Source organism: Ruegeria arenilitoris (assembly GCF_013035425.1).
In the GTDB taxonomy this organism is placed as follows: Bacteria; Pseudomonadota; Alphaproteobacteria; order Rhodobacterales; family Rhodobacteraceae; genus Ruegeria; species Ruegeria arenilitoris_A.
In genome coordinates this window covers 158,277-177,773 of sequence record NZ_WQHX01000003.1, presented here as the reverse complement: position 1 = coordinate 177,773, position 19,497 = coordinate 158,277, and the positions used below count along the sequence as shown (strand labels likewise).

Sequence of the window (19,497 nt, the reverse complement as noted above, 5' to 3'; positions counted from 1 at the left end):
GTGACATTGCCCTGCCGCAAAACACGCCATACCTATGAATCTGATTGTGGTGTGGATGCTCAATGCAAAAATCAATTCTAATTACCGGCTGTTCTTCCGGCATTGGTCTGGATGCGGCCCACGGAATGCGCGAACGCGGGTGGCGGGTATTTGCGTCATGCCGCCAACAGCACGATTGTGACAGGCTGCGTGCAAAGGGCTTTGACAGTCCTTTGATCGACTATACTAAAACTGGATCTATCTCTTCTGGTCTTTCTCAGGTTCTGGAAGCGACTGGCGGTACACTCGAGGCCCTGTTCAACAATGGAGCGCACGGCCTTCCTGGTGCTGTCGAAGATGTTCCTACGGACGGCCTGAGGCAAATTTTTGAAACCAACGTCTTTGGTTGGCACGAACTTACCCGCCAAGTCATACCAATTATGCGCGCGCAGGGGCACGGTCGAATTGTTCAGAACTCGTCCGTTCTTGGACTGGTCGCATTTCCATGGCGCGGTGCTTACGTGGCGACCAAATATGCTATCGAAGGCCTTACCGACACTCTGCGGCTAGAGTTGCGAGATACAGACATCAAGGTCATTTTGATCGAACCCGGGCCAATAACTTCTAAAATCCGCGAAAACTCGATTCCTATGTTCGAACGCTTTGTTGACTGGGAGAATTCGGCGCTTCGCAAAAAATACGAATCCTCGTTGCTCAAGCGGCTCTATCAATCCCCGGGGACGGATAAGTTCGAACTGCCGGCTTCGGCTGTGACGAAAAAACTGGCCGTTGCCGTTGAATCAAAGCGCCCACGGGCACGCTACTACGTAACAACACCCACATATATTGCTGGTTATCTTCGCCGCATTCTGCCCACACGCTCGATTGATCGCATTCTTTCGGACATCTGAGGCGATATTACTCGTTCGCTTTTTTGACGTACGACGCTAGATGACAACCATCGAAACAATAAAACGGACGGTGCGATCATGGACCTGTTGATGGTCGTTTTGCTTTTGGCCATGGCGGCTGTTGTTGCTGTATTGGTAATAGGCATCTCGAATTTCGGAAAACCCGGTAGGGACGCTGCATTGAAAAGCAACAAAATGATGCGGCTGCGTATCCTGTTTCAGTTCATTGCCGTAGTGCTGATTGTGCTCTACGTGTACCTGCGCGGACAGGGGGTTCAATAATGGTTGTTCTAAACAAGATTTACACCCGAACAGGCGATGACGGCAAAACTGCGCTGGGTAATGGTGAACGCGTCGCGAAGTACTCCGGTCGCGTGACCGCATATGGAACGGTGGACGAACTGAATGCTTTTGTTGGCGTTGCCCGAACTGAAGCCGAGGATGAGGTCCAGACCGCGCTTTCCCGTATTCAGAACGACTTGTTTGATCTTGGCGCTGACCTTTGCCGACCAGACATGGACAAGGATGCCGAAGCCGACTATCCGCCGCTGCGCATCGTTCCGGCGCAGATCGATCGGCTTGAGGCAGAAATCGACATGATGAATGAAAAGCTGGAACCACTGCGTAGTTTTATTTTACCAGGCGGTTCGCGTCTCGCCGCCCATTTGCATGTTTGCCGGACTGTTTCTCGCCGTGCAGAACGTTTGGCAGTCGAGTTGACAAATATGGAACCGGTAAATGAAACAGCCGTGAAATATCTGAACCGGCTGAGCGACTGGTTCTTCGTTGCCGCGCGTTGTGCGAACAACAATGGCCGCGATGACGTGCTTTGGGTGCCAGGCGCAAACCGCTGAAGATATGTCAGTCGGGCATTTACCAACTTAAAGGTGCCTCAAAAATAACGAAACGCGACGTCTCAACGACATGACGTGACGATTTTGCCCTGTTGTGGCGAGGATTGAGTCGTTATTCAGACGTCCGAGAGCATTGGTGGAGTCGCTTTGCGGCTTACCGTTTTTGTAAGGAGCAAGCGCAAAAATGAAGGTACTCGTGCCTGTCAAACGCGTGATTGACTATAACGTGAAGGTTCGCGTCAAAGCGGACGGTAGCGGCGTCGATCTCGCCAATGTCAAAATGTCGATGAACCCGTTCGACGAAATTGCAGTTGAAGAGGCGATCCGCCTGAAAGAGGCTGGCAAGGCTGACGAAGTCATCGCTGTTTCGATCGGCGTCAAGCAATCGCAGGAAACCCTGCGAACCGCTCTGGCCATGGGAGCCGACCGCGCCATTCTGGTTGTAGCGGCTGATGACGTTCACCAGGATATCGAGCCGTTGGCCGTTGCCAAAATCCTCGCCAAAGTGGTCGAAGAAGAGCAGCCGGGTCTGGTTCTGGCCGGTAAGCAAGCGATTGACAATGATATGAACGCCACCGGCCAGATGCTTTCAGCTCTGTTGGGCTGGTCGCAAGGCACCTTCGCCTCAGAGGTGGATATCGAAGGCGACAGCGCCAAGATCACACGCGAGGTAGATGGCGGGCTGCAAACCATAAGCGTCAAGATGCCAACAATTGTAACCGTCGACCTGCGCCTTAACGAACCAAGGTATGCGTCTTTGCCGAACATCATGAAGGCAAAGAAAAAGCCGCTGGATGAGAAAACTGCTGCGGATTACGGCGTCGATGTCACTCCGCGCTTGGAAGTCGTCAAAACAGAAGAGCCGCCGGCACGAGCCGCTGGTATTGTCGTTGGCTCGGTCGACGAGCTGGTCGAGAAACTCAAAGAAGCGGGGGCTGTATAATGGCTGTTCTTCTTCTCGCTGAAGTCAACAATGGCGAACTGGCGTTTGACGCAACTGCTAAGGCAGTGACCGCTGCGAAGGCTCTGGGTGACGTGACTGTTCTGGCTGCGGGTGGTTCTGCCGCTGCTGCTGGCGACGCCGCCGCCAAGATCGACGGCGTTGCAAAAGTTCTGGTCGCCGAAGATGCCTCTCTTGGTCATCGTCTCGCGGAATCGACTGCTGCACTGATCGTGGGGCTGGCTGATGATTACGAACACATCATAGCGCCCGCCACAACTGATGCCAAAAACGTAATGCCCCGCGTTGCTGCGCTGCTGGACGTTATGGTGATTTCTGACGCTTCTGGCGTTGTGGACGGTTCGACTTTCGAACGTCCTATTTACGCTGGCAATGCCATCCAAACCGTTAAGTCGAACGATGCGAAAAAAGTCGTAACCATTAGAACCGCCAGCTTTGACGCTGCGGGTGAAGGTGGCTCGGCCTCGGTCGAAACCATCTCGGTCGGTGCTAACCCGGGCCTATCTGAATGGGTCGAGGACAAAGTCGCGGAAAGCGACCGTCCGGAACTGACTTCGGCCGGTGTAGTGGTTTCTGGCGGACGCGGCGTCGGCTCGGAAGAGGATTTCAAGCTGATTGAGGGTCTGGCAGACAAACTGGGCGCCGCGGTAGGAGCGTCGCGTGCCGCTGTAGACTCCGGATACGCACCGAACGACTGGCAAGTGGGTCAGACAGGTAAGGTAGTTGCACCCGATCTGTATGTCGCTGTCGGTATCTCTGGTGCGATCCAGCACTTGGCCGGTATGAAGGACTCGAAAGTTATCGTTGCGATCAACAAAGACGAAGAAGCGCCGATCTTCCAGGTCGCTGATTTTGGTCTGGTCGCCGATCTGTTCCAAGCTGTGCCGGAACTAACGGAAAAGCTTGGCTGATCAAGGCGGTATATACGCCAACGATCATATACGGGCCCGCCGAACAAGGCGGGCCTTTTTCGTTACATATCCAAAATAGTACGAGACAGAATCTCCGCGATCCGACGATGTGCTGCCGGACCTATCATGTGCTCAGCGATCGGTTGTTGAAGTGTGCCAAAGATAACATCCTCCAAGTCATCGGATTCACCAGATGTTCGTAGATTCACTCTCAGCGATTGAACTGAGCTTGACTTCAACGCGTCAAACATTTCGGGCTGGATGGCAACGGGATCACCCAATGATTGACCATCGTCTTCGGCTTGAACATCCAGCCAAAGCAGAATGACGGGCGTCGAAACCGACCTCAGAAAGCTACCGATTTTTTCGACCCATTTTAGGCGCAATTCCTCAGCCACAGTGAGAAATCTTGTACCTGATACGAATTTCAGTCGATTGAGAAGATGGCGCACAAAATGAATATCGGTAAAGTCCACTTCGGGAAACAGATCGACCAGTTCTTGTGCTGGCGCAACAAACCGATCATTGCGGCGCGGGTGGACCCGGTAAAACCGATTTGTTTGCCCCGCGACACTTGGTAGTTGCAGGATGCACATTTCGGCACTATCCGCAATTTCTTGCAACCCTTCGTCCCGATACAGAGCTTCCGCCCCAACAAATAGGCTGCCCAGATTTATGCAACGCCGGCTCAGAATCCTCTCCAGTCCTGCGGCATATGGGGTCTCGACGAATCGGCCAAATGTTTCTTGATCGCCGATGCAGGTCACGTAAGGGACGTCTAGTGACCGCTGCGGTCCTCGATACCACAAATTGGACCGACCATAACGACAAAATGACTCTGCAACACCGTTTGCTGCAAATGGTTGATAGCTCATCACATTTACCCACTTTTCATCACCCAGCCACGATCATGGCACCTGAGTTCTTACAAAACTCCTAATGTGCGCATTTGAAGCGACCTTGACTTACCTCATCCCCTTGTCGCCGAGACCGAACTGCCCATAATGACGCGGTATTCAGCATAAAAGGCACCAGGCTATGGATGTTAAATCGGTGGGAGTTATCGGCGCAGGCCAGATGGGCAACGGGATAGCTCATGTTATGGCGTTGGCGGGCTATGACGTTCTGCTGAACGACATCAGTGAGGAAGCGTTGGAAAATGCCATGGCTACAATCGAGTCCAATCTTGCACGGCAGGCATCGCGAGGGAAAGTGACGGATGATGCAGTCCAAGCGGCACTTGCCCGGATAAAAACCACGCTGCGGTTGCCCGATATAGGCCAGAGCGATCTTGTAATCGAAGCCGCGACAGAGCGGGAGGCTGTCAAACAAGCGATATTTGAGGATCTTCAACCGCATTTGCAACCTCATACGATACTGACCTCAAATACGTCGTCCATCTCAATAACGCGGCTGGCGAGTCGAACCGATCGACCTGAACGGTTTATGGGGTTCCACTTCATGAACCCGGTTCCGGTAATGCAGCTGGTCGAACTGATTCGCGGTATTGCAACTGACGAAGAAACATTCAACTCGTGCAAGGCTGTTGTGGATCGTCTGGGTAAAACGTCCGCCAGCGCCGAAGACTTTCCGGCCTTTATCGTGAACCGTATTCTAATGCCGATGATCAACGAAGCAGTATATACACTGTACGAAGGCGTCGGAAGCGTTCAATCCATCGACCAATCCATGAAACTCGGCGCAAATCATCCAATGGGCCCGCTGGAACTGGCTGATTTCATTGGTCTGGATACTTGTCTTGCGATCATGAATGTGCTGCACGATGGATTGGCGGATACCAAGTACCGTCCCTGTCCGTTGCTAACAAAATATGTCGAAGCCGGATGGTTAGGTCGCAAAACAGATCGCGGTTTTTACGATTACCGTGGGGAAGTTCCGGTTCCGACACGTTGAAGATTAACTAAAAGGCGCCTAACAACTGGAAATTCGGCAAAATCCTGCGGAACTTTGGTCAAAAACAAAAGATCAGGATTTGCGCGACTGGCCTAAAGCCAATGTGTGATTTCGAAGCCACGCCATGAAGCCCCGAGGATCGCTTTCCAAAAGGCCCATGTCCTTATCGGAAATCGGCTCGCCAATAACCGGAGATTGAGGTTTGTTGCATGATCGCACAATTTCATGCAACAACAGCCCCTGACGCAAGATGGCCGACACCCGGTTAGCAATCAAATACCACCTCGAGTTGCAACCTGGAAAGAATATCGGCACAACACGCGCGCCAGACCGGCGGATCATTTTAGCCGTAAATACATTCCATTCACGTTCCTGCGCTGGGCCAAACCAGTCATCCGAAGACATAACCACACCCGATGGGAAAAGAGCTACGACGCCCCCTTCTTTGAGGTGTTCCATGGCTTTCCCACGCATTTCAAGCATTTTGGACTGTGCTTCCGGATCATGGGGAAATGGGACGGGGATCATGAAAGATGTTGCCGCCTCGTCCAGTCCGGTCAAAACTGATCTCGTCAGAATCCGGTAATCGCTGCGCACGCGACCGATCAGTTCGGCCAGTATCATACCATCCACCATTCCATGCGGGTGATTGGCTACAACTACGACCGGCCCTTCTTTTGGAATTCGCGCGATTTGCTCGGCCGGCGTCGTTAGAGTGATACCCATGATTTCAAGCGCGCCGCCCCAGAATTTTTGGCCGCGGTAGTGCTCGTTTCGCTTTTCGAATTTGTTGACCATCCGCAGAATGGTGAGTTTTCCCGTCATCCATTCGATGGCGCGGATCGCGGTCGAGGTCCACGCATCATCGAACGAGTTTGCGTAGGTCAGGGTCCTGCGGTCATAGACCTCACCCTGATCCGAGTTATCACTCACAACAGGGTTCGTCTTGGTATCGTGCGTGGTTTCCGCCAATTCCTGGTATTCCCGTCCTTCTTGTCGTGGCAGCGATTGTTTAGAAACCCTCTCCGAACTTGTCGTTCACCAGTGTTTCCAGTGCATCTGCCAACGCCTCAGCATCCGGGCCGGACGTCTCAACGTCAATAGTGCTTCCGCGCGACGCTGCCAACATTAAAAGGCCCATTATGCTATCGCCGGACGCAGAAAGACCCTCGCGCGATACTTCCGCCTGCGCATCAAACCCCTCTACGACTTCGACCAGCTTGGCTGACGCGCGGGCATGCAATCCCTTTTCGTTTACTATTTTCAAGCTTCTGGTGGCCATATTGAATTATTCCAGTCTTAATCCAATGTCACATTTTGCGCATTGATGTATTTTCGTCCAGCCTCAAGCGCGAGGCGCACCGCCTCGGGCACGGGTAGGTGGCGACTTTTGGCCAATTTAATCAGCATTGGCAGGTTGGCACCGTAAAGGATTCGCCGATCCTGGGGCGCACAGGCTCGCATGCTCAGGTTCGATGGGCTACCGCCAAATAAATCTGTGACAACGACCACGCCGTCGCCAACGTCCACTTCGTCGGCAGCGAGACAAATTTCGGTTTGTTTTTTGTCCCGGTCATGATCCGCTTCGATTGAGATAGCGATCAATCCAGGCTGCTTGCCGACAACATGCTGCATGGCGGCCAGATATTCTTGCGCCAATCCCCCATGTGCTACGATCACAATCCCGATCAATCCGGCCTCACATTCAATGCGCGTCGTTCCATTTCGCGGTGCCTAATTGCCACTGGCTGACCCCCTTCCGCAAGAGCCTTTGCAACAGCTTCGGCCACTGCGACCGATCTGTGTTGCCCGCCGGTGCAACCAAAGGCTACGGAAAGGTGCGCCTTACCCTCTGCGCGGAACGCAGGCAAAAGTTCCAGAAGAAGATCGACGACCCGTTCGAAGAAGGCAGAATAGTTCATGTCTGACTGAACATAGGTCGCCACATCCGGGTTTCGACCATCCGCCTCTCGCAATTCCGAACGCCAGTAGGGATTAGCCAGAAAACGGCAATCAAAAACCATATCCAACCCACGCGGCAGACCACGTTTGTAGGAAAATGACTCGACCGAAACTGCTAGATGCCTGCCGCCCTTCGGTGCAAACCAGCGCTCAACTTCTTCCCGCAATTGATGTACATTGAGTGCACTTGTATCGATAAGGGTGTCAGCAATCTCACGGATGGGTTGCAACAGCTCTTTTTCCTGCAATATCCCAGTTTCAGGGCTGGCATCTGCAGCAACTGGATGCCGCCTTCGGGTCTCTGAAAACCGACGCAGCAGAACATCGTTGCGGCAGTCCAGATACAGGATTGTTAGATCGACATCCGCCATTTGGCCCAAAGTGGCCGCTAATTCTATGAACCCAATGGTCGAAAAATCTCGGTTGCGCGCGTCAATGCCAAGCGCCATTGGCTGCGCGGGTTCTGGTCCGTCCAGCAATCTCATCAACAGCCCCATAGGAAGGTTGTCGATGGCCTCAAATCCAAGGTCTTCCAGCACATGAATCGCTGTGGACCTCCCGGCACCCGAGGGGCCGGTCACCAACACAATACGTTGCTGTGGGGTCAGTTGTTCGGCCATGCCGGGTTCACGCGCCCTTTTTTTGCGAGTTGCATCAAAGCTGCCGCCAAATTGGGAATGTCGGCGCCCCGAAGCAAGGGAACAGTTTGCCTCAGGACCTGTGTATAGCTATGTTCCGGCAACCTTGCACCCTCCGAATGGTCAAGGTCCACGACGTATTTGACCTCGGTTGCGCTTGCGACCTCCGCACGCAAAAGCCCAATTCCCCGTGCTTCGATTAACCCTTGGATTTCCGGTGGCGCTTCGGCCACGACGTAGCCACCTTTCATTGTCAGTATGACCCGATCGTCTGATACCAAGTCGGCGCCAAGCGCCATCATCTGTAAGGCCAGAGTGGATTTGCCTGAACCCGGTGCTCCGAGAAACAGTACCCCGCATTGCATCACCGCAATGCACGTGGCGTGTATACAAGCCGCGTCTCGGCCCGCAACATCAGACAATTGTTCGACAGCCATGCTCTAGACAGGAAGCCCCAAGACAAAGCGGGCACCAAGTGGATCCGAAGTAATGTCCGCCTCGGTTGGTCGGATGTTTTCGGCCCAGATGACACCGCCATGTGCCTCGACAATCTGTTTGGAAATCGCCAGCCCTAGTCCCGAGTTATTGCCGAAGTGTTCTTCCGGGCGCTGTGAATAAAATCTTTTAAAGACCTTGGTCAGCGCCTGGTCCGGGATTCCAGGTCCTGTATCCTCGACCACGACGAGCACCCTGTTGTCCCGCTGACGCACCCAGACACGTATGGCATCCCCGTCATGACAAAAGGAAATAGCGTTGGTTATCAGGTTAACAAAAACCTGTGCCAGCCGGGCTTCGAGACCATTGATCACAATCGGGCCTTGCGGCAGGTCGGTAATATAGTCGATACCTTTGGACTGTGCGTCTTCGCCCAGAAATTGACCGATATTGTCCAACAATTTCAAAAGGTCGAATGGCTGTTCCTGTTCCTTAACCAGTTCCGCATCCAGTCTGGACGCATTCGAAATATCACTTACCAAACGGTCTAAACGCCGGACATCATGTTCAATGACACCCAAAAGCTTGTCGCGCTGGTCTTCACGCTTGACCCTTCTCAGGGTTCCTACTGCCGATTGAAGACTGGCCAGAGGGTTCTTGATCTCATGCGCAACGTCTGCAGCAAACTGCTCATTGGCATCGATCCGGTTATAGAGGGCATTGACCATACCCCGCAACGCGCGGCTAAGGCGGCCAATCTCATCTGGCCTCGCACTAAGGTCGGGGATGCGAATACGTCCTGGGTTCACGCCCGCGCCCGGATCCCTGCCCATTTCCGCGGCGGATGCGAGATCTGCCAAGGGGTTGGCGATTGTAGAGGCCAGAACAAGGCTCAGGCCAACCGAAACTAGTAAGGCCACAACAAACATCTGCAGAATGCGCTCTTGTTCTTGCCGGGCCAGCGCGTCAATTTCACCTGCTGGGCCTGCCATTGCTACGGCCCCAACTGTGGCGCTGTCCAGCATGATCGGCGCGACAGCTACGATCACGGTTGCGCCCGAATGATCTGAGACGGCTTGCACCTGCAAACCGCCATCCAGTGTTTGCGGAACCATCTCCTGTACCCGCTGGGCCAAGGTCGGCGCAGTGTCTTGGGGACCTTGACTGAAAACCGAAGAGACTCCGTTCCAAACCGCTGTCAGTGCGTCGCTGATAAGGGTTCCGCCGGTTGGAACGTCGCTGTCAGACCGCAATAAGCTGGGTAATTCCACTGCCGGAGTAGCGCCACGCGTCCACCCAATTAGTGTACCGGTGCTGTCGTAAACAAAAACTTCGCCGCCTTCGGGCAATGTCAATCCCGACAAAGTATCGCGCACATCCAGACCGCTTGAATTGCCTACCCCCGGTTGTCGCAGTTGAGTCTCAAAGACGTTGCTGACCAATTGGGCATCGCCTATCAGGTTTTGCGCCGTTTGTTGAACTCGCTCTTTTCGAGTGTCGTCTAGGTACAGCAGGCCCGCCACAAGTATGATCAACGCGATCAGATTAAATGTGATAATCCTGCGAGCCAAAGGAGAACTGCGCAACGCAAACAGATTACGCCGCGATCTTTTTTCTTGCAGATCGGATGCATCGGTATCCTGCGGGATGACCCAATCGTCCCCGAGTACGACATCTCCGTCGCGCAACTCATTATCTAGATCGGTATCGCGCACGAGACCCCTTTGCCTATTGACAGACTGACGAGCCTATTCTTCGTTGTAACGGTATCCAATGCCGTAGAGCGTCTCGATGGCCGAAAATTCAGGATCGGCTGCGCGCATTTTTTTGCGCAAACGCTTGATATGACTATCAATGGTCCGGTCGTCCACGTATACTTGGTCATCATAAGCGACATCCATCAACTGATCACGGCTTTTGACGAAACCGGGACGTTGGGCCAACGCCTGCAACAGCAAGAACTCGGTTACTGTCAACGAGACGTCGTTGCCTTTCCAGCTGACTGCGTGACGCAGCGGATCCATCCGAAGCTCGCCCCGCTCCATCACTTTGGTATCGCCGGTATTGCTGTTCGATACGTCGCCATCATTCGCCTCTTGCCTTCGCAGCAAGGCGCGAATCCGCTCAACCAACAGTCGCTGCGAAAATGGCTTTTTGACGTAGTCGTCAGCGCCCATACGCAGCCCCAAAACCTCATCTATCTCGTCATCCTTGGACGTCAGAAAGATGACAGGCATCTGGGTTTTCTGCCGCAGGCGCTGCAGCAGGTCCATGCCATCCATCCGTGGCATCTTGATATCCAGAACAGCCATGTCAGGCAGTTTCTTGTTAAACGCGTCCAGCGCCGCCTGTCCGTCGTTGTAAGTTTCAACCTCGAACCCTTCGGCTTCGAGAGTCATGGATACTGACGTCAGAATATTTCTGTCGTCATCCACCAGTGCAATCTTTGACATCGGGTTTACCCCTGTTTCTGCTCACTCAACGCTATAATTCGCTTTTTTGTACGGCATGTTTGGCTTTTTTAAGGCCGCGAATCAATCTGATTTCACGAATCACATAAACGTTGGCGCTCAGATGCGACAAAAAAGCCGTACCCGCTCGCTTAAACACGCCCGTTTTTCCGACAGGAAATTATTGGTGGCGCTAAACCTGACTTTGATTGCGCTAACTACGCCAAACCCTTCTGTTCATGCCCTGAATGACCATGGTAAGACCCGCCTATAGCCGGGAAATTTCCCGCCGATTGCCCCAAGAGCGCAAAGGCCCAGTGGCCCCCGCGCCGCCAAAGGAGAAGAAACGCATGACATCTGGACGGGTTAACCCGCAATTCCGCCTCGAAAATCAGGGCATCGAGGGTCTGGGAAATGTCTATTACAATTACATCGAACCGGCGCTGATCGAAGAAGCAATCAAACGGGGCGAAGGAACGCTTGGGCAAGGGGGTGCATTTCTTGTCTCAACGGGCAAGTTCACCGGTCGCTCTCCCAAAGACAAGCACGTGGTTGAGACGGACAGCGTCAAAGACACCATCTGGTGGGAAAACAACGCCGCTATGAGCCCAAAGGGATTTGACGCGCTCTACAACGATATGACTGCACACATGAAGGGCCGGGACTATTTTGTTCAGGACCTTGTTGGCGGCGCCGATCCGGCCCATTCAATCAATGTGCGTATGGTAACCGAATATGCGTGGCACAACCTTTTTATTCGACACTTGTTGCGCCGTCCCGACCGGGAAGATTTGGATGAATTCACTGCAGATTTTACGGTGATCAACTGCCCAAGCTTCAAGGCCGATCCCAAAAAGCATGATTGTAAAAGCGACACGGTGATCGCCCTGAACTTTGATCGAAAACTTATTCTAATCGGCGGTACTGAATACGCGGGCGAGAATAAGAAGTCAGTATTCACGCTTCTGAACTATATGCTTCCGGAAAAGGGCGTAATGCCTATGCATTGCTCGGCCAACCACGCGGTTGGAAACCCAGTAGACACAGCCGTGTTCTTTGGCTTGTCCGGTACTGGCAAGACCACACTGTCGGCCGACCCGACCCGGGTTTTGATTGGGGATGACGAGCACGGTTGGTCAAACCGTGGCACTTTCAACTTCGAAGGTGGGTGCTATGCAAAAACACTAAATCTCAATCCAGAAGCCGAACCTGAGATTTACGCGACCACGTCAAAATTTGGCACCGTGATTGAAAACATGGTGTTCGATCCGGAAACCAAAGAACTGGATTTCGACAACGACTCGATGACGGCGAACATGCGGTGTGCATATCCATTGGAGTACATCTCTAACGCGTCAGCGACCGCGCTTGGAGGACATCCAAAGAATATTATCATGCTGACTTGCGACGCATTCGGCGTGCTGCCCCCAATTGCGCGACTGACACCTGCGCAGGCGATGTATCACTTTCTGTCTGGGTTTACGTCAAAGGTAGCAGGTACGGAGCGCGGCGTGACTGAACCGCAGCCGACTTTCTCGACCTGCTTTGGCGCCCCATTTATGCCGCGACGGCCCGAAGTCTACGGAAACCTTCTACGTGAAAAGATTGCCCAACATGGAGCGACCTGCTGGTTGGTTAACACCGGCTGGACTGGTGGGGCTTACGGTGTCGGTAGCCGTATGCCGATCAAGGCCACACGTGCTCTATTGACAGCCGCGCTTGAGGGATCTTTGGCCGACGCCGAATTTCGTAAGGACGCTAATTTCGGTTTTGACGTGCCTGTGTCCGTGCCGGGCGTTCCAGAGGTTTTGCTAGACCCGCGACGCACTTGGGACGACCAGGTGGCATTTGACAAGCAGGCTGAAAAACTCGTTCAAATGTTCTCGGAAAACTTTGAACAATATCTGCCATTTATCGACGAAGACATTAAAGCCGTTGCAATCGGCTAAAGGGTAAAAGGGGCCCTCGGCCCCTTTTACGCCGCGTTCAAATTCGATTTTTGACGGCTTCCTTTTGACCAAGCGGAGAACGCGTTGCGCGATCCTACTGCTTGCGGTAATTTGATGCGTCAATACGACTAGACGGGCCCAGCGCTTACTCGTTGGGAAAAAACTTGAACAGCTTTTGATCTGCCTTTGCCAAACCACTCACACCCAGTTCAAGGCGGATCAAAGGCAAGTAAAATGGGGAAAAGTGTCAATAAGTTACGCGGAGACTGCCTTAGTCACGCACCGCTTATGCGTCCGAAACTCACCGGAAATTGGCACTGAACATGACAGGTACGTTATGACTGAGATTTCGAAGCTAACCGAATTACGCAAGTTGATGCAAAGCATGGAGAGAACACTGGGCCTCGAAGAGCTGTCTCCGGTCGAGCGCGACATCTACTATGCAGCAGAGGAACTTTCCAAACGCAACGATGAAGTTCGGACATTCGGACTAATTGAACACACACTGGTCCAAAGTGTCTCGCGCCCCACTTTTTTCCGGGCTCTTAAGTCGCTTGTTCAAAAAGGCTATATGTCGCAAAGCGGCAGCGCAAACCGGGGACGGTATATCGTGCATGGCCCCAAATGACGCACATTTGATGTAAGGCGACATATCTGGTGCAAAGGTGGGTTTTTGAAACTTTGCTGGCCTCATCGGCCTATGTGATTGCGTCAGTTCTCACTTTTGAAATATTGATGCCGCTCCAAAACATATTCTTTCCCGAATATCCCAGCCATGCCAGTCTGCTATTTCTGCCCCACGGCGTGCGCGTATTGTCGGCTTGGCTTTTGGGATGGCGCTCTATCATCGCTTTGTTGCCGGGAGTATTTTTGGTATTCGCCATGGTCGGCGGGTGGGATGTGTTCTTACCGAGCCGTCTGTTCGCAATGGCTATTGCAGTGGCGACCGCCCCGATTGTTTTTTATTCCTGCAAATGGCTTGGTTGGGACCTGTTCCCTAACCCCCACCAGCGACCATGTTGGCTTTGCGTGATGGGAGTCGGCATCGTGACTTCCTTTTTGGTATCAGGGCTGACGAATCTGACTTTTGGTAGCGCTGCGGCGGAGTACATCGCTTTTTTGATTGGCGATATTTCCGGTCTCTTTTTTCTGATGCTGGGATTGTATTTCGGGTTTTGGTTTTTTGACAAACGAAGCGGGCTAATAAGCCGTGAAGAATAACTCGTTGCTAACGGTGGTCGGCGATACCTCCGCCGAAAGATAAAATGGCCCAGCCAATCCCCGTCACCACTTGTATAACTAAACAGATTCATCGCCTCTAATGAGACCTTGAACAGAATTTGGGTTCGAAAATTTCTCTGCAGTGCAAAAATCATTACGCAATTATTGAACTTTTTTTCAGCTATTGACGCATTTTTGTTGCGCTGCACTTGCAGCATGGTATGACCAGACAATCCAGAGAAGGACGCGATTCATGGCCCATGACGGACAAGACATGACTGACATGACCCAAACTCCTATTTTGCCTGACCTGTTAACTTTGACCGGCGCAGCGATACCGGCGGTTGAGAATGTCTTTTGCCGTGCTCGCGTGGCAGTTCTTGAATTGGTGACACAGGATGGTCGCGTTTCAGGAGCGTTGGTTGAAGAACACCAAACGGCAGCCCACGGGTTGGCATGGCTTGCCACTTACCATCAATCACTTAAGCAAATGCAGCGATGGGCAGAGGCGCTATCAGCCAAAGGAAAATTCGGAGAAATCGAGCAACTGTTACATCAGATAGCGTTTGGCGAGTATCTCCACCAGGTCGCGGGCGGTATTCCGATGAACCAGGGCGAGGTCGTGCGGTTGCAAGATTTGGGACTGGGTTGGGATGCGCTGTCCGGCTTTCAGTGCAATGAAGTTCAATCTTTGATGGCACAGGCCAACAGTCAGGCCGCGCGCACCCGCTTGGTCGAGTTGATGCAAGACCAATTTGGAGCGACTATGTTTGGCGCTTCCGGTCTTGAAGAAGAGTTGGAGATGATCCGCGATCAGTTCCGAAGATACTCCATCGAAAAGGTCGAGCCGAATGCCCATGAATGGCATCTCAAGGATGAGCTGATCCCGATTGAAGTCATCGAGGAACTGGCTGAAATGGGCGTCTTCGGCCTGACGATACCCGAAGAGTTTGGCGGCTTTGGCTTGTCCAAGGCTTCAATGTGCGTGGTGTCCGAAGAACTGTCGCGCGGGTATATTGGAGTGGGTTCTCTTGGTACCCGTTCGGAAATCGCGGCAGAGCTGATCCTTGCAGGCGGTACCGACGAACAAAAGGCCGAATGGCTTCCTAAACTTGCAAGTGCTGAAATCTTGCCAACTGCAGTATTTACAGAGCCGAATACGGGCTCGGACTTGGGTAGTCTCCGGACCCGCGCGGTTAAGGACGAGAACGGGGATTATAGCATCACTGGAAACAAGACCTGGATCACCCACGCAGCACGTACCCACGTAATGACGTTGCTGGCCCGCACCAACCCGGAAAGTACCGACCACCGTGGCCTGTCCATGTTCCTGGCAGAAAAGACCCCCGGCACGGATCAGGAGCCTTTCCCCACACCCGGGATGACCGGAGGCGAAATCGAGGTTCTGGGCTACCGCGGTATGAAGGAATACGAGTTGGGTTTTGATGGTTTCCACGTAAAGGCCGAGAACCTTTTGGGTGGTGAGGAAGGTAAGGGCTTCAAACAGCTTATGGAAACCTTCGAGTCCGCGCGCATCCAAACCGCCGCCCGAGCCATTGGTGTGGCTCAAAGCGCGCTGGACATCGCGATGCAATATGCGCAGGACCGCAAGCAATTCGGTAAATCGCTTATCAACTTTCCCCGGGTTTCTGGCAAGTTGGCAATGATGGCGGTCGAAATCATGATAGCCCGCCAACTTACCTATTTTTCGGCTTGGGAAAAAGACCACGGCCAGCGATGCGACCTTGAGGCTGGTATGGCCAAACTGTTGGGCGCGAGAGTGGCATGGGCCGCTGCTGACAATGGTTTACAAATTCATGGCGGAAATGGTTTTGCACTTGAATACAAGATTAGCCGGGTGCTTTGCGATGCACGTATTCTGAACATTTTCGAAGGCGCTGCAGAAATTCAAGCGCAGGTTATCGCGCGACGGTTGCTCGCCTAATTCGACGCCGTTGCGGTTTCCCCAACTTGACCCGGCTTTTGCGCAGGGTCTTTTCTTTCTTTTGAACAGGCATCATGATGTGCAGCGGGGGGAACTTCCCCTTTTGATCCGTTGATGATTTCGCAAAAACGAAGTCAGCAGCAAAAGACCCATTGCCGATGTCCGGGGACCAAAAGGGGACGCAAGTTTGAAAATCATTACGACGCTTTTGGTCATTTCGATGACCCTGGTTTTGGCCGGGTGCTCCGCTGGCCCTTCTGAGACACAAGGCGATGTCGACGATTTGGCGCAATCTATTCAGGCATTGGGCCCGGAGGTTGACCCAAACGAAGCGAGACGCGCTGCGGAAATTGCCTATTCCTACTCCCAACAGTTGAAACGGGAATACCGAGTCACTGACTCGGCGATCGTGCACAATGCCAAAGTCATCAACGGATTTCGCGAACGCGGATTGTGTAATCATTGGGCGGAAGACATGCTGAAGCGGTTGCGGCAGGAAGAGTTTCGTACTCTTTCACTGCATTGGGTGACCTCACCGCCGACAACATTTCGCATCATTCACCATTCAGCCCTTATCAGCAAAGCCGGGGACTCGATGTATCAGGGTATCATACTGGACCCTTGGCGATATGGGGGTGATTTGTTTTGGGCACCTGTTGTTGACGATACCCGGTACAACTGGCGACCGCGCATGGAGGTCCGCGAGGAGTTGTTGCGAGCCAGTGGAGGTGTGGGATGAGCGCATCAATTCGATGTGTGACCGGGATACGCTAGGTACTATTTATGCCACGTTGGTTATTGATCCTGCCCTTATTTTCCCTGTTTCAGTGCGACAAGGATGAAACGGTCGCCGCCTACGGCGCAGCCGATCGGGTCTGGGCGCTACAAGAAGTTGACGGTCAGGTTTTCGACGCAAGCGCCCTAGTACGTTTTCCGCAGGAGGGGCGCATTGCGGGGAACGGTCCCTGCAACAGTTACGAAGGTAAACTCAGTGCGCCATATCCTTGGTTCGAAATAGAAGACCTGATCGCAACCAGAGCGTCCTGCGCAGGAATTGAAGCCGAAGGGTTCTTCTTTGCCGCCCTCATGGCAATGACGCAGTCTGAAGTCTCAGGCAATGTCCTTATCCTGCGCAATGACGATGGTCACGAGATGGTGTTCAAAGCCGTCGATTGAATTGATCAATAAATCGGGCTCGGGCCTCGGGTATTGGTGAGTGACCTAAGGACGGAGCAACCCGATGTTGGAGAAAATATCCTGTGGTACGCAAGCCCTGAGCGATTTCTTCGTCTGGTGCGTTCCCTTCTCCTCGCAAGCAAGGTGGTAACGGCAGCAGCTTGCCAGCCCATTCACCAGCGCCCTCTGCACTTACAGCTCGGCCTGATTTTGGTGACACGAATGACAACCCTTCCGTCGCACCGTTTACTGCACACCGGCTGAGATCCAGGCCAAACCCGAGCTCTTCCAACAAAGCGAGCTCCCACCGCATATAGGCAAGCGGCCAAACCTCGTCCTGACTCAATAGGTCCATAAGTTGTTCGGTTTGTTTATAAATACCCGGATGAGGTTCGCGTTCTGGCATGCAAAAAGAAAGAAGGGCGACAACTGCATTCAACCCCGCCAATGCGAGACGCCCTGAAAACGCGGCGGCGGCGCGGGACCGCAACGGTTCAACTTGAAACGTCCCAATATGTTCCTCCAAACGCGCGCGCCACAACAGATCCAATTGAGCTCCTGGCTGCAGAACAGGGGCAATTTTTCGACTTGTACCACCACGGACGACGCCTGCGTGTCTGCCATGAGACTCGGTAAAGACTTCGATGATCGCAGACGTTTCGCCGTGGCGGCGTGAGGTCAGAAGTATACCGTGATCGCGCCAGTCCAAGTCCTGTCCTATTCTGCTGGGGTGGTTCTTACTGATCTAGAAAACCGCAAAGCGTTCAACGCCGCAAGTCGGACAGCTTAGATGATGTTTAGAACGTAACACCTGCGTGCAGAAGGATACCAACAACCATGATCGCATTGAGTACCATTGAATTGCCATTGCCTACATAAATCGGCAGTTTGTTGACCATCAGACCATAGACGAACCAAAGAACCGACAATGCCGCATACAGCGACTACGTAACCAGTGATTGACCGGGCGCATGCTGTGAATGGGTGAAATAAAGCTTCGCCAGCTGTTGAAGTGTTGCAAAGGGTCCAACGACGCCGACGAACACCATGAATCCCTCAAAATGCTTCATAACCCGACCAAGGTCGGATTTGATGAACTTCTGACCAATTGAATGCAACAAAAGCGGTCCTCCCTTACTCGCTGTGTATTTTTTCTTTATGCGGTCCTGGCTAAAGAAACTCTTTGTCAAGGTACTTGGTTCGTGTAGCCAGACCAAGTTTTGATGGCAACATTTCGCAGAAATCTAGTCCGTAAGTTGCTGGCAACCACATATCTTCAGCAAGGTTTTTTGTGATGGCCGTAGATATGAATGCCGCCGCCGATCAATTGAGCGAATAATCTGGTTTCAGTAAGCAGCCCAAATGATATTAGGTTCCCCAGGAAACGTTTTCTGCAGGTACGAGACACGACTTTATGGAATGGCCCCACGATCTTCTTCGACAGATTTGCAACGATCCGACGACTCCGAAGAAAATTAAGCGGTTAATTCGACGCAACCTACGTCCTACCGAAGTTGACTACAAAGGTTGCCGAATGGAGGTCCATCCGTCTGACAATCATACCGAGTTTCTGATTTGGCAAAAAGGGAAAACGATGGAAGAACGTGCGTTAAACCACGTTTTGAACGGTCTGCCGGATCGCCCGATTACCGCCTATGATGTTGGTGCCAATGCAGGGGTTTATAGCCTTAGAATCGCTGCTATTGCTTTGCCTGGTTCTGCCATCCATGCGTTCGAGCCAAATCCAACCATGCGCGCCAGACTAGAAAAGAATATTGCGTTGAACGGCTTCAACAGCATTCAGGTTCATCGTTGCGCCATTTCTGACGGCGCGGGCGAGTTGGACCTTTACGTTCCAGTCGACACAAATTTGGGCGAGGCTAGCTTAAGTAAACCCAAAAAAGGCGCGACACCTACTCGCGTTCAAGTTCGAAAATTAAGTGACTTTTTGCCTCCAGATAAACAAACGCCAATTGATTTCATAAAAGTCGATGTCGAAGGCCACGAAGATCGTGTCTTGGCGCCATTGTTGTCCGATATGCCGATTGCACAACTGCCAAAATCCGTTTTGTTTGAGGTCGAGCACAACAAGGCCTGGAAATCAGACCTTGGCAAATTGCTTACTGATACAGGTTACGAGTTGGATGCGAAATTCGGACGCAATGCGATCTATCGTTTAAAATAAACAGAT

22 protein-coding genes are annotated in these 19,497 nt (G+C 52.6%); 13 read left to right on the top strand and 9 right to left on the bottom strand.

Annotated features, from left to right (window positions below; all coding sequences use genetic code 11):
• Positions 1-62 precede the first annotated feature (62 nt).
• The 5 genes from GOV45_RS09900 to GOV45_RS09880 all read left to right on the top strand — a co-directional run bounded on the left by GOV45_RS09900 (position 63) and on the right by GOV45_RS09880 (position 3,616).
• Positions 63-890 (top strand): SDR family NAD(P)-dependent oxidoreductase, encoded by an 828-nt coding sequence (locus GOV45_RS09900; RefSeq protein ID WP_170476929.1) that lies wholly within the window; start codon positions 63-65, stop codon positions 888-890.
• Between the two features lie 78 nt (positions 891-968).
• Positions 969-1,172 (top strand): twin transmembrane helix small protein, encoded by a 204-nt coding sequence (locus GOV45_RS09895; RefSeq protein ID WP_170476927.1) that lies wholly within the window; start codon positions 969-971, stop codon positions 1,170-1,172.
• Positions 1,172-1,744 (top strand): cob(I)yrinic acid a,c-diamide adenosyltransferase, encoded by a 573-nt coding sequence (locus GOV45_RS09890; protein WP_170476926.1) that lies wholly within the window; start codon positions 1,172-1,174, stop codon positions 1,742-1,744. Before GOV45_RS09895 ends, GOV45_RS09890 begins: the two co-directional genes overlap by 1 nt.
• 184 nt (positions 1,745-1,928) lie before the next feature.
• Positions 1,929-2,687, top strand: a complete 759-nt coding sequence (locus GOV45_RS09885) for an electron transfer flavoprotein subunit beta/FixA family protein (protein ID WP_170476923.1) — start codon at positions 1,929-1,931, stop codon at positions 2,685-2,687.
• The gene (locus GOV45_RS09880; protein ID WP_170476922.1) at positions 2,687-3,616 is read left to right on the top strand and encodes an electron transfer flavoprotein subunit alpha/FixB family protein; all 930 of its coding nucleotides are present in this window, start codon (positions 2,687-2,689) and stop codon (positions 3,614-3,616) included. Before GOV45_RS09885 ends, GOV45_RS09880 begins: the two co-directional genes overlap by 1 nt.
• Positions 3,617-3,678: 62 nt before the next feature.
• Here GOV45_RS09880 and GOV45_RS09875 read toward each other — a convergent pair whose 3' ends face one another.
• Positions 3,679-4,491 (bottom strand): DUF6473 family protein, encoded by an 813-nt coding sequence (locus GOV45_RS09875; protein WP_254447970.1) that lies wholly within the window; start codon positions 4,489-4,491, stop codon positions 3,679-3,681.
• 163 nt (positions 4,492-4,654) lie between these two features.
• Between GOV45_RS09875 and GOV45_RS09870 the strand changes: the two genes are divergently transcribed.
• The gene (locus GOV45_RS09870; protein WP_170476920.1) at positions 4,655-5,530 is read left to right on the top strand and encodes a 3-hydroxybutyryl-CoA dehydrogenase; all 876 of its coding nucleotides are present in this window, start codon (positions 4,655-4,657) and stop codon (positions 5,528-5,530) included.
• 72 nt (positions 5,531-5,602) lie between these two features.
• On the opposite strand, the gene GOV45_RS09865 is transcribed toward GOV45_RS09870, so the two are convergent.
• From GOV45_RS09865 to GOV45_RS09835, 7 genes are read right to left on the bottom strand one after another with little or no spacing between them, the layout of a single operon-like run.
• Positions 5,603-6,502: a lysophospholipid acyltransferase family protein gene (locus GOV45_RS09865; RefSeq protein WP_170476918.1), complete on the bottom strand. Its 900-nt coding sequence runs from the start codon at positions 6,500-6,502 to the stop codon at positions 5,603-5,605.
• Between the two features lie 40 nt (positions 6,503-6,542).
• On the bottom strand, positions 6,543-6,812 hold the full coding sequence (locus GOV45_RS09860) for an HPr family phosphocarrier protein (protein ID WP_170476916.1): 270 nt from the start codon (positions 6,810-6,812) through the stop codon (positions 6,543-6,545).
• 17 nt (positions 6,813-6,829) lie between these two features.
• Entirely contained in the window at positions 6,830-7,222 is a 393-nt protein-coding gene (locus GOV45_RS09855; RefSeq protein WP_170476915.1) for a PTS sugar transporter subunit IIA, read from the bottom strand.
• Positions 7,219-8,112 carry an RNase adapter RapZ gene (gene rapZ, locus GOV45_RS09850; protein WP_170476912.1) on the bottom strand — a complete coding sequence of 298 codons (894 nt, stop codon included), beginning with the start codon at positions 8,110-8,112 and terminating at the stop codon, positions 7,219-7,221. Before rapZ ends, GOV45_RS09855 begins: the two co-directional genes overlap by 4 nt.
• Positions 8,097-8,567, bottom strand: coding sequence for an HPr kinase/phosphorylase (locus GOV45_RS09845; RefSeq protein WP_170476911.1), 471 nt, complete (start codon positions 8,565-8,567; stop codon positions 8,097-8,099). The genes rapZ and GOV45_RS09845 overlap by 16 nt, the downstream gene beginning before the upstream one ends.
• Before the next feature lie 3 nt (positions 8,568-8,570).
• Positions 8,571-10,280: a sensor histidine kinase gene (locus tag GOV45_RS09840; protein WP_170476909.1), complete on the bottom strand. Its 1,710-nt coding sequence runs from the start codon at positions 10,278-10,280 to the stop codon at positions 8,571-8,573.
• Positions 10,281-10,313: 33 nt separating this feature from the next.
• Positions 10,314-11,018, bottom strand: coding sequence for a response regulator transcription factor (locus GOV45_RS09835; protein ID WP_170476907.1), 705 nt, complete (start codon positions 11,016-11,018; stop codon positions 10,314-10,316).
• 347 nt (positions 11,019-11,365) lie between these two features.
• On the opposite strand from GOV45_RS09835, the gene GOV45_RS09830 reads away from it, so the two are divergent.
• The 6 genes from GOV45_RS09830 (at position 11,366) to GOV45_RS09805 (ending at position 17,306) form a co-directional block, all read left to right on the top strand.
• Positions 11,366-12,964, top strand: coding sequence for a phosphoenolpyruvate carboxykinase (locus tag GOV45_RS09830; RefSeq protein ID WP_170476905.1), 1,599 nt, complete (start codon positions 11,366-11,368; stop codon positions 12,962-12,964).
• A gap of 337 nt (positions 12,965-13,301) precedes the next feature.
• Positions 13,302-13,592, top strand: coding sequence for a hypothetical protein (locus GOV45_RS09825; RefSeq protein ID WP_170476903.1), 291 nt, complete (start codon positions 13,302-13,304; stop codon positions 13,590-13,592).
• A gap of 29 nt (positions 13,593-13,621) precedes the next feature.
• On the top strand, positions 13,622-14,185 hold the full coding sequence (locus GOV45_RS23715) for a hypothetical protein (protein WP_170476901.1): 564 nt from the start codon (positions 13,622-13,624) through the stop codon (positions 14,183-14,185).
• 253 nt (positions 14,186-14,438) lie between these two features.
• Positions 14,439-16,130, top strand: coding sequence for an acyl-CoA dehydrogenase family protein (locus GOV45_RS09815; protein ID WP_170476899.1), 1,692 nt, complete (start codon positions 14,439-14,441; stop codon positions 16,128-16,130).
• A 187-nt stretch (positions 16,131-16,317) separates the two neighbouring features.
• Positions 16,318-16,869 (top strand): hypothetical protein, encoded by a 552-nt coding sequence (locus GOV45_RS09810; protein ID WP_170476897.1) that lies wholly within the window; start codon positions 16,318-16,320, stop codon positions 16,867-16,869.
• 44 nt (positions 16,870-16,913) lie between these two features.
• Complete coding sequence (locus GOV45_RS09805; RefSeq protein WP_170476896.1) at positions 16,914-17,306, top strand: META domain-containing protein; 393 nt, start codon at positions 16,914-16,916, stop codon at positions 17,304-17,306.
• Here GOV45_RS09805 and recO read toward each other — a convergent pair.
• Positions 17,290-18,015, bottom strand: coding sequence for a DNA repair protein RecO (gene recO, locus GOV45_RS09800; protein ID WP_170476893.1), 726 nt, complete (start codon positions 18,013-18,015; stop codon positions 17,290-17,292). The genes GOV45_RS09805 and recO overlap by 17 nt on opposite strands.
• 825 nt (positions 18,016-18,840) lie before the next feature.
• On the opposite strand from recO, the gene GOV45_RS09795 reads away from it, so the two are divergent.
• Positions 18,841-19,491 (top strand): FkbM family methyltransferase, encoded by a 651-nt coding sequence (locus GOV45_RS09795; protein WP_170476891.1) that lies wholly within the window; start codon positions 18,841-18,843, stop codon positions 19,489-19,491.
• Positions 19,492-19,497: the final 6 nt, after the last annotated feature.

Excerpts from the sequence above, each read along its gene's own strand:
- rapZ (WP_170476912.1), bottom strand. The coding sequence starts at position 8,112 with ATGGCCGAACAACTGACCCCACAGCAACGTATTGTGTTGGTGACCGGC.
- GOV45_RS09830 (WP_170476905.1), top strand. The coding sequence starts at position 11,366 with ATGACATCTGGACGGGTTAACCCGCAATTCCGCCTCGAAAATCAGGGC.
- GOV45_RS09900 (WP_170476929.1), top strand. The coding sequence starts at position 63 with ATGCAAAAATCAATTCTAATTACCGGCTGTTCTTCCGGCATTGGTCTG.
- GOV45_RS09875 (WP_254447970.1), bottom strand. The coding sequence starts at position 4,491 with ATGAGCTATCAACCATTTGCAGCAAACGGTGTTGCAGAGTCATTTTGT.
- GOV45_RS09880 (WP_170476922.1), top strand. The coding sequence starts at position 2,687 with ATGGCTGTTCTTCTTCTCGCTGAAGTCAACAATGGCGAACTGGCGTTT.
- GOV45_RS09860 (WP_170476916.1), bottom strand. The coding sequence starts at position 6,812 with ATGGCCACCAGAAGCTTGAAAATAGTAAACGAAAAGGGATTGCATGCC.
- GOV45_RS09885 (WP_170476923.1), top strand. The coding sequence starts at position 1,929 with ATGAAGGTACTCGTGCCTGTCAAACGCGTGATTGACTATAACGTGAAG.
- GOV45_RS09795 (WP_170476891.1), top strand. The coding sequence starts at position 18,841 with ATGGAGGTCCATCCGTCTGACAATCATACCGAGTTTCTGATTTGGCAA.
- GOV45_RS09870 (WP_170476920.1), top strand. The coding sequence starts at position 4,655 with ATGGATGTTAAATCGGTGGGAGTTATCGGCGCAGGCCAGATGGGCAAC.
- GOV45_RS09835 (WP_170476907.1), bottom strand. The coding sequence starts at position 11,018 with ATGTCAAAGATTGCACTGGTGGATGACGACAGAAATATTCTGACGTCA.
- GOV45_RS09825 (WP_170476903.1), top strand. The coding sequence starts at position 13,302 with ATGACTGAGATTTCGAAGCTAACCGAATTACGCAAGTTGATGCAAAGC.
- GOV45_RS09805 (WP_170476896.1), top strand. The coding sequence starts at position 16,914 with ATGCCACGTTGGTTATTGATCCTGCCCTTATTTTCCCTGTTTCAGTGC.
- GOV45_RS09815 (WP_170476899.1), top strand. The coding sequence starts at position 14,439 with ATGGCCCATGACGGACAAGACATGACTGACATGACCCAAACTCCTATT.
- GOV45_RS09890 (WP_170476926.1), top strand. The coding sequence starts at position 1,172 with ATGGTTGTTCTAAACAAGATTTACACCCGAACAGGCGATGACGGCAAA.
- GOV45_RS09845 (WP_170476911.1), bottom strand. The coding sequence starts at position 8,567 with ATGGCTGTCGAACAATTGTCTGATGTTGCGGGCCGAGACGCGGCTTGT.
- GOV45_RS09895 (WP_170476927.1), top strand. The coding sequence starts at position 969 with ATGGACCTGTTGATGGTCGTTTTGCTTTTGGCCATGGCGGCTGTTGTT.